5 protein-coding genes are annotated in these 6,000 nt (G+C 51.9%); 1 reads left to right on the top strand and 4 read right to left on the bottom strand.

Annotated elements, in window-relative coordinates; genetic code table 11:
* The first annotated feature begins 189 nt into the window (after nucleotides 1–189).
* On the top strand, nucleotides 190–612 hold the full coding sequence (locus tag LCM00_RS18930) for an anti-sigma regulatory factor (RefSeq protein WP_224904999.1): 423 nt from the start codon (nucleotides 190–192) through the stop codon (nucleotides 610–612).
* Between the two features lie 113 nt (nucleotides 613–725).
* Here LCM00_RS18930 and LCM00_RS18925 read toward each other — a convergent pair whose 3' ends face one another.
* The 4 genes from LCM00_RS18925 to LCM00_RS18910 all read right to left on the bottom strand — a co-directional run bounded on the left by LCM00_RS18925 (nucleotide 726) and on the right by LCM00_RS18910 (nucleotide 5,947).
* Complete coding sequence (locus LCM00_RS18925; protein WP_224904997.1) at nucleotides 726–1,871, bottom strand: glycerate kinase; 1,146 nt, start codon at nucleotides 1,869–1,871, stop codon at nucleotides 726–728.
* 25 nt (nucleotides 1,872–1,896) lie between these two features.
* The gene (locus LCM00_RS18920) at nucleotides 1,897–3,171 is read right to left on the bottom strand and encodes a GntP family permease (RefSeq protein WP_224904995.1); all 1,275 of its coding nucleotides are present in this window, start codon (nucleotides 3,169–3,171) and stop codon (nucleotides 1,897–1,899) included.
* A gap of 119 nt (nucleotides 3,172–3,290) precedes the next feature.
* Complete coding sequence (locus LCM00_RS18915; RefSeq protein ID WP_224904994.1) at nucleotides 3,291–4,412, bottom strand: sugar diacid recognition domain-containing protein; 1,122 nt, start codon at nucleotides 4,410–4,412, stop codon at nucleotides 3,291–3,293.
* Nucleotides 4,413–4,489: 77 nt separating this feature from the next.
* On the bottom strand, nucleotides 4,490–5,947 hold the full coding sequence (locus LCM00_RS18910) for a carboxylesterase/lipase family protein (protein WP_224904992.1): 1,458 nt from the start codon (nucleotides 5,945–5,947) through the stop codon (nucleotides 4,490–4,492).
* Nucleotides 5,948–6,000 lie beyond the last annotated feature (53 nt).

Below are 6,000 nucleotides of genomic sequence, written 5' to 3'. Positions count from 1 at the left end.
GAAGCTTTAAGCGTTTCCGAGCCAAAATCTTATTAACTCACAAGTATAAAAAATTGGGTGTGCATATTGGATAAGGGTGAAGCCCTTTGGACCTCCCCCCAACATTTGACGTAGAACCTTTTTTTTAACATTAGACATGTGACCATACAAATGCCAGAGCGTGAAATGGCAGTAAGGGGTTTGCCAGACATGGAGAAATCTGCAGTGGTTCAAATTATAAAGGAGAATGACATCATCCTGGCCAGGAAAACGGGCAGAGAACTTACCCGATCCCTGCACTTCAATCCAATTGACCAGGCAAGAATTCTGACCGTCATTTCTGAGCTTGCCAGGAACATCTACCGGTATGCCGGCAGGGGGCAGATTCAATTTGACAGTATTTCCGCAGGCGACCAGATTGGGCTGCGGCTTACTGCCACTGATTGCGGCCCAGGAATCGCTGACATTCCAAAGGCACTGAAGCAGGGCTATTCCAGCAGCAGCGGGCTTGGGGCAGGTCTGCCTGCTGTAAAAAGGATGATGGATGAGTTCTGCATTGATTCCAGCAAAGAAATGGGCACCAAAATTACCGTAATCAAATGGAAGAGCAGGATTTTTGAAGGAATGTGTTAGCTCCCGCTGAGAAAGTATTTTAGGAAGAAAAAGCTTATGAGATTTTTTTAGAAACGCAAAAAGCGCCTGGAATTTAAAAATCAGGGCGCTTTTTTTATGTTTATCTTCCAATATTAATGCCTGCCCCGCCGTCCCAGCTTCCAAACAGCCGCAACATTGGCTGCCGCCTGCTCCAAATACTCGGATGCGTTTCGGAAGGCATCCTCCAGGGCTATAGCTCCCGGCACGATGCTGAAGACTGCGTCAATCCCGTGCTCCCGTACAATATCACAGTCCCTCGAGATGCTGCCGGCCAGCCCAATCACCGGGACTTCCGTTTTTTTAGCGGTTCTGGCAACGCCGATCGGGGTTTTTCCAAAAATCGTCTGTCCATCGATCCTGCCTTCACCTGTGATGACAAGATCAGCATCTGCCACGATCTGCTCCAGCCCGGCAGCTGCAATGACAATATCGACTCCCCGCTTCAGTTCAGCCGGAAGGAAAGCCAGCAGTCCGCCGCCAAGGCCGCCAGCCGCTCCGGATCCAGGCACATCCTTGATTCTTTTCCCAAGATCCTGTTCAATAACTCTCGCATAATGTGCCAGGTTATGATCCAGCAGTCCCACCATTTGAGGATCGGCTCCTTTTTGCGGACCGAAAATGGCGGAAGCCCCTTTTTCCCCTGTCAGCGGGTTGTCGACATCACATGCGACCTCAATCTTTACAGCTGCAAGCCTCTCATCGAGCTGTGAAAGATCAATCGATGAGAGGCTTGAGAGCGCTCCCCCGCCCCCGCCGATTTCCCGCCCTTCTGCATCGAGCAAACGGGCGCCAAGTGCCTGTGCCATCCCGGCCCCTCCGTCATTCGTCGCGCTGCCGCCGATGCCGATGATGATATGGCTGACTCCGAGATCAAGTGCAGCCTTGATTAATTCGCCGGTCCCTTTTGTAGTTGTCACGAGCGGGTTTCTTTTACCCGGCGGCACAAGATGGATGCCGGATGCTGCCGCCATCTCAATAACAGCGGTTTTCTTATCTCCCAAAAGGCCGAAGAAGGCTTCAACAGGCTCCCCCAGCGGGCCTGTCACCATTGCCGGGATGATGCTGCCGGCAGTTGCATCGACCAGCGACTGGACCGTACCTTCCCCTCCATCAGCCATCGGCACTTTCACATATTCAGCATCAGGAATGATACGCTTGAAGCCTTTTTCGATACAGTCAGCGGCCTCCATGGCCGACAAGCTCTCTTTATAGGAATCTGGTGCAATCACAATCTTCATTTCTATCACTCCTGTTTATTGAATTCTATCCGAACAGCTGAAATACACCGTAAATGAGAGTAGATACAACCGCCATCGTTAGGCCGACCAGTGATTCATACGGCATGACCTTCAAACGTTCTTTAATTTCCATATTGACGCTTCCGCCTGTTGCGTGGAAAAAGCTTCCGTGCGGCAGATGATCAAGGACTGTAGCCCCCGCATGGACCATGGCTGCGCCCGCTAAAGCACTGACACCCATTTCCAGGATCGTTGAACTGAATACCTGGCTTGCTACAGCCGTACCTGCGGTTGTCGAAGCGGTGGCAGCCGACATGAAGATCCCGGATGCAGGTGCAAGCACATACCCTGGCAGACCGACGGCCTCAAGTCCATTTATAAGAACATCCTTCAGCCCTGAATTGGCGATGATTCCCGCCAATGTGCCTGTTCCAAGCAGCATGATGGCGACGCCTGTCATTTTTCCGAGTCCTGAGACGGCAAAATCATTAATCTTCCTTGCTTTGCCCATCACAATCGCTCCCGCAATCCCTCCAAGCGGCAGGGCAATCATCGGATCGATGCTGATATCAAATAATGGCCTCAATGCCAGTAAAATGATGGTAACGACAGGTCCGATCAGCGCAGCCCAAAACGGCGGAAGCGCGCCTCCCGTGTGCGGGGCAACTTCGCTTGCAGAAATGGCAGTCCCTTTATTCACAAGCTTTCTCGCGATGAAATAGGTCATCCCCAGGCCGAATGCGGCTGGAATGATCCCGGCTGCCATAATGCTCGTCAGCGGGATATTGAATGCATCTGATGCTGCAATGGCATTCGGGTTCGGCGACATAATATTGCCGGCCTTGCCTCCGCCAATCATGGCGAGCAATATCGCCGTTTTGCTGATAGCTGCTCTTTGCGCAATGGCCAGGGCGATCGGTGCAACCGTGATGACTGCCACATCGACAAACACGCCTACCGCTGTAAGAATCATCGTGGCCGCCGCCAATGCAAGCAGAGCCCTCGTTTCACCGAGCTTTTTCACAATCGTTTCTGCAATGACGGATGCAGCGCCCGATTCGATCAGCACACCGGCCAGGACGCCGGCAGCCAAAATCCTTAAAACAGCCGGGATGATGCCTTTAGCACCCTCCATCATTAAAGTGACGGTATCGGTGATATTTACCCCGCCGATAAGGCCGCCGATTAAGGCGCCGGCAATCATGCCATAGGCCGGGGAAACTTTTTTCAGAATTAATATGATGGCAACGGCTAAAGCGGCAATTGCCCCTAAAGCGCTTACTTGAATGGTAGCTTCCAAGATGATTCCTCCCTTAAAAGATGTTACCTCTATTGTAAGCGTTTACGTAAAGGTTTACATTGTTCAGAGCATAAAATAAAGGCCCGGCAATCCCGGACCTTTTTGTGCATTTGTATAATTTATATAAGCTGGTTCTGCAAGAGAGATAAATAGAGTTCCAGCAGATCCTTTATGGAGCGCGGATCTTTTCCGGTCAGCTCCCTGATCCGCTCCAGGCGGTATCTCAGGGTGTTGCGGTGTATATAAAGGCGGCTTGCCGCAGAGCCGCTGTCCCCATTTTCTTCAATATACATCCTCAAAGTCTCCAGCAGCTCGCCTTTTTTGTCATGCTGATTTAAGTTTACGGCATGGTGCTGGAACGCTCCTGCTATTCCGAGCTCTGCTGCCCTGGCAACGAAGACTGGCAGCTTATAATCTTCATAGTAATAAAGTGCCTGGTGCGGGTCAATCTTCCTTCCCGCCTCCAGCGTATGTACAGCCTCCCGGTAAGAGCTGGAGATCCCCTCCAAACCGGGATGATACTGGCCGATGGCCGCCTGGCATGACAGCCCCTGGCTGCCTGCAAGCCCTGAAAGCCAATCCTCCACCTGGTTCATGGTTTGGCCGTGATCCCAGTTTTCTCCTTTTATGATCACCTTTTTGAGCAGGACGATAAACTCAGGGTTCATCACATACAAATCATCCTTTTCCAGCCTGCCGCGGATCCATTTATAGCTTTTGGTCTGCTCATCGGCTGCAATGACGATTGCCGTCCTCGGGATTTCCAAGTCAATTCCGAGGCGGTCCGCTCTTTCAAAATACAGCGAATCCAGATTTTCAATCCCGGACAGCAGCTGGCTTGTCAGCTCTTCTTTCAGTCTTTCATCCCACTGCATTTCATCCATCAAAACAGCCTGCTGAAGAATCATTTCGGCCGCCATTCTGACAAGCTCTCCGTAGCTTCTGATTTCTTCCGGCTCCCCTGTGATACCGATTACGCCGATGATACGATCCTGGAAGGTGATCGGAAGATTGATCCCTGCCCTGGCGCCGTTCAGCCGCCCGGCCTCTGCTTCAGTAATTTCAAACCCGCGGCCAGCCCCGATCACCTGGACCGCCCCTTCATGGACAGACTGGATCCTCCCCTTATCACCGGAACCGATGATCACACCTTTTTCATTCATTACATTAATATTCCGGCCGATGATCTGCATCGTCCGATCCACGATCTCCTGAGCCAAAGCTCCATCCAGAAACTTCATTTCGCACCTCCTAAAGGATGGAGGTGCCAGGTTTACTGTCCCCGCCTGTTGAAGAAGCGGGACAACTAACCAGGCCATTATCCCCGTCCTGTGATCAGCTCACGCTTTTCTTTGTAAGGGTCAGCTTCAACCCGGCTTTCACTGTCAAAAATATAAGTATAGCGGTCCAGCGGCTGGTATGCCGGCCAATTCATTTCATCTCCTGCATTCGGATTGCCCGCTTTGGCAAATGAGATCCAGGCTGTCTGCATGCGCCGGGAAAGTCTTTGTATGGTTTCATCCACTTTGACGCCAAGCCGGCTAAAGTAGAAAAGATTTGAAAAAACAAACGCAATCTCAAGTCCATGTGCTGCCTTGCCGACATGCGGATGACCGGGAATATGCCAATCAAACCGGTACATCCAGACAGAAGCATGCTTTGCCTGCCCGGAAGCATATTCAATCGCAGGCTTCCAGAAAACAAAATCGGTCATGAATTGGGATTCACCTTCAATTGTTGCCGGGTAGTGCTCTTTTACCTTTTCCGCCGCTTCAGGACCAATCAGCTTGGCCATCGCTTCATCTCTTGCCGGACCAGGCATCGGGGCTGAACCCGGCCTGAAGAAAAATGCCCCTTCATCATGATTGGTCCCGATCATGATAGGAATCCCCTCTGCTGCTCCTCCGGTAATTGCCTGCAGCGGAGGAACCGGCAGTGTCTCAGCATCAACTGTCGGCTGGAAGATCATACCCGGTCCCTGACCCGCGGTGACCCGTTCGGCAGCCTTCAAAATATCCTCCGCTGGCACTTCCTTTAATTTATCCATGTTCCCTTCATCAATGCCAAGCTGCTGCAGCACAGCTTTAGCTATCATGGAAGCCTGCTCCGGCGGGATGATCTGCGATGCCCCGCTTTCCAGGATGGCCTTTTGGAACAGTCCCTTTGCAGCAGGCATGGCCAATAAAGAGGCGATGCTCATTGCCCCTGCCGACTCCCCGAACACCGTCACCTGTTCAGGATCGCCGCCGAATGCTTCAATGTTTTCCCGGACCCATTTTAATGCCGCGATCTGGTCCAGCAATCCCAGGTTCGCACTATAACTGCTGTCCAGCCCGGCAAGATGCAGGAAGCCGAAGGCGCCCAGCCTGTAGTTGATGGTTACGACAATAACCCCGCCGTTTTCCGCCATACTTGTCCCGTCATAGAGCGGACTGCTCCCGGCACCTGACCTGAAGGAACCGCCGTGAATCCATACCATGACAGGAAGGAGCTTCCTTGAACCGGGAGGTGCCCATACATTCAGATACAGGCAATCTTCTGACATATTTTCTGCCGGTGTGCCAAGCATGGCTGCTATATCTTTATTCTGCGTACAAACAGGCCCAAATTCATTCGCATCGAGGGTTCCTTCCCATGCTTCAGGCGGCTCGGGAGGCTGAAAGCGCAGATCGCCGACCGGTTTCTTGGCAAAAGGAATGCCTTTCCACACTGTGGCAGCATGTCCCTCCGTCCCCCTTACTGATCCCTGCTTTGTTTTTACAATGGCTGAATCCATTTTCACACTCTCCCTTTGGTTTTTTTTCAAAAAAAGAGCCATGCCCAAGATCG

It is taken from the genome of Bacillus infantis (assembly GCF_020171945.1).
Taxonomy (GTDB): Bacteria; Bacillota; Bacilli; order Bacillales; family Cytobacillaceae; genus Bacillus_AB; species Bacillus_AB infantis_A.
The sequence above is the reverse complement of the archived record's forward strand: the minus strand, read 5'-3'. Positions and strand labels throughout refer to the sequence as shown.

Coding starts and splice junctions, on each gene's coding strand:
- LCM00_RS18930 (WP_224904999.1), top strand. CDS start 190: ATGGAGAAATCTGCAGTGGTTCAAATTATAAAGGAGAATGACATCATC.
- LCM00_RS18925 (WP_224904997.1), bottom strand. CDS start 1,871: ATGAAGATTGTGATTGCACCAGATTCCTATAAAGAGAGCTTGTCGGCC.
- LCM00_RS18915 (WP_224904994.1), bottom strand. CDS start 4,412: ATGAAGTTTCTGGATGGAGCTTTGGCTCAGGAGATCGTGGATCGGACG.
- LCM00_RS18910 (WP_224904992.1), bottom strand. CDS start 5,947: ATGGATTCAGCCATTGTAAAAACAAAGCAGGGATCAGTAAGGGGGACG.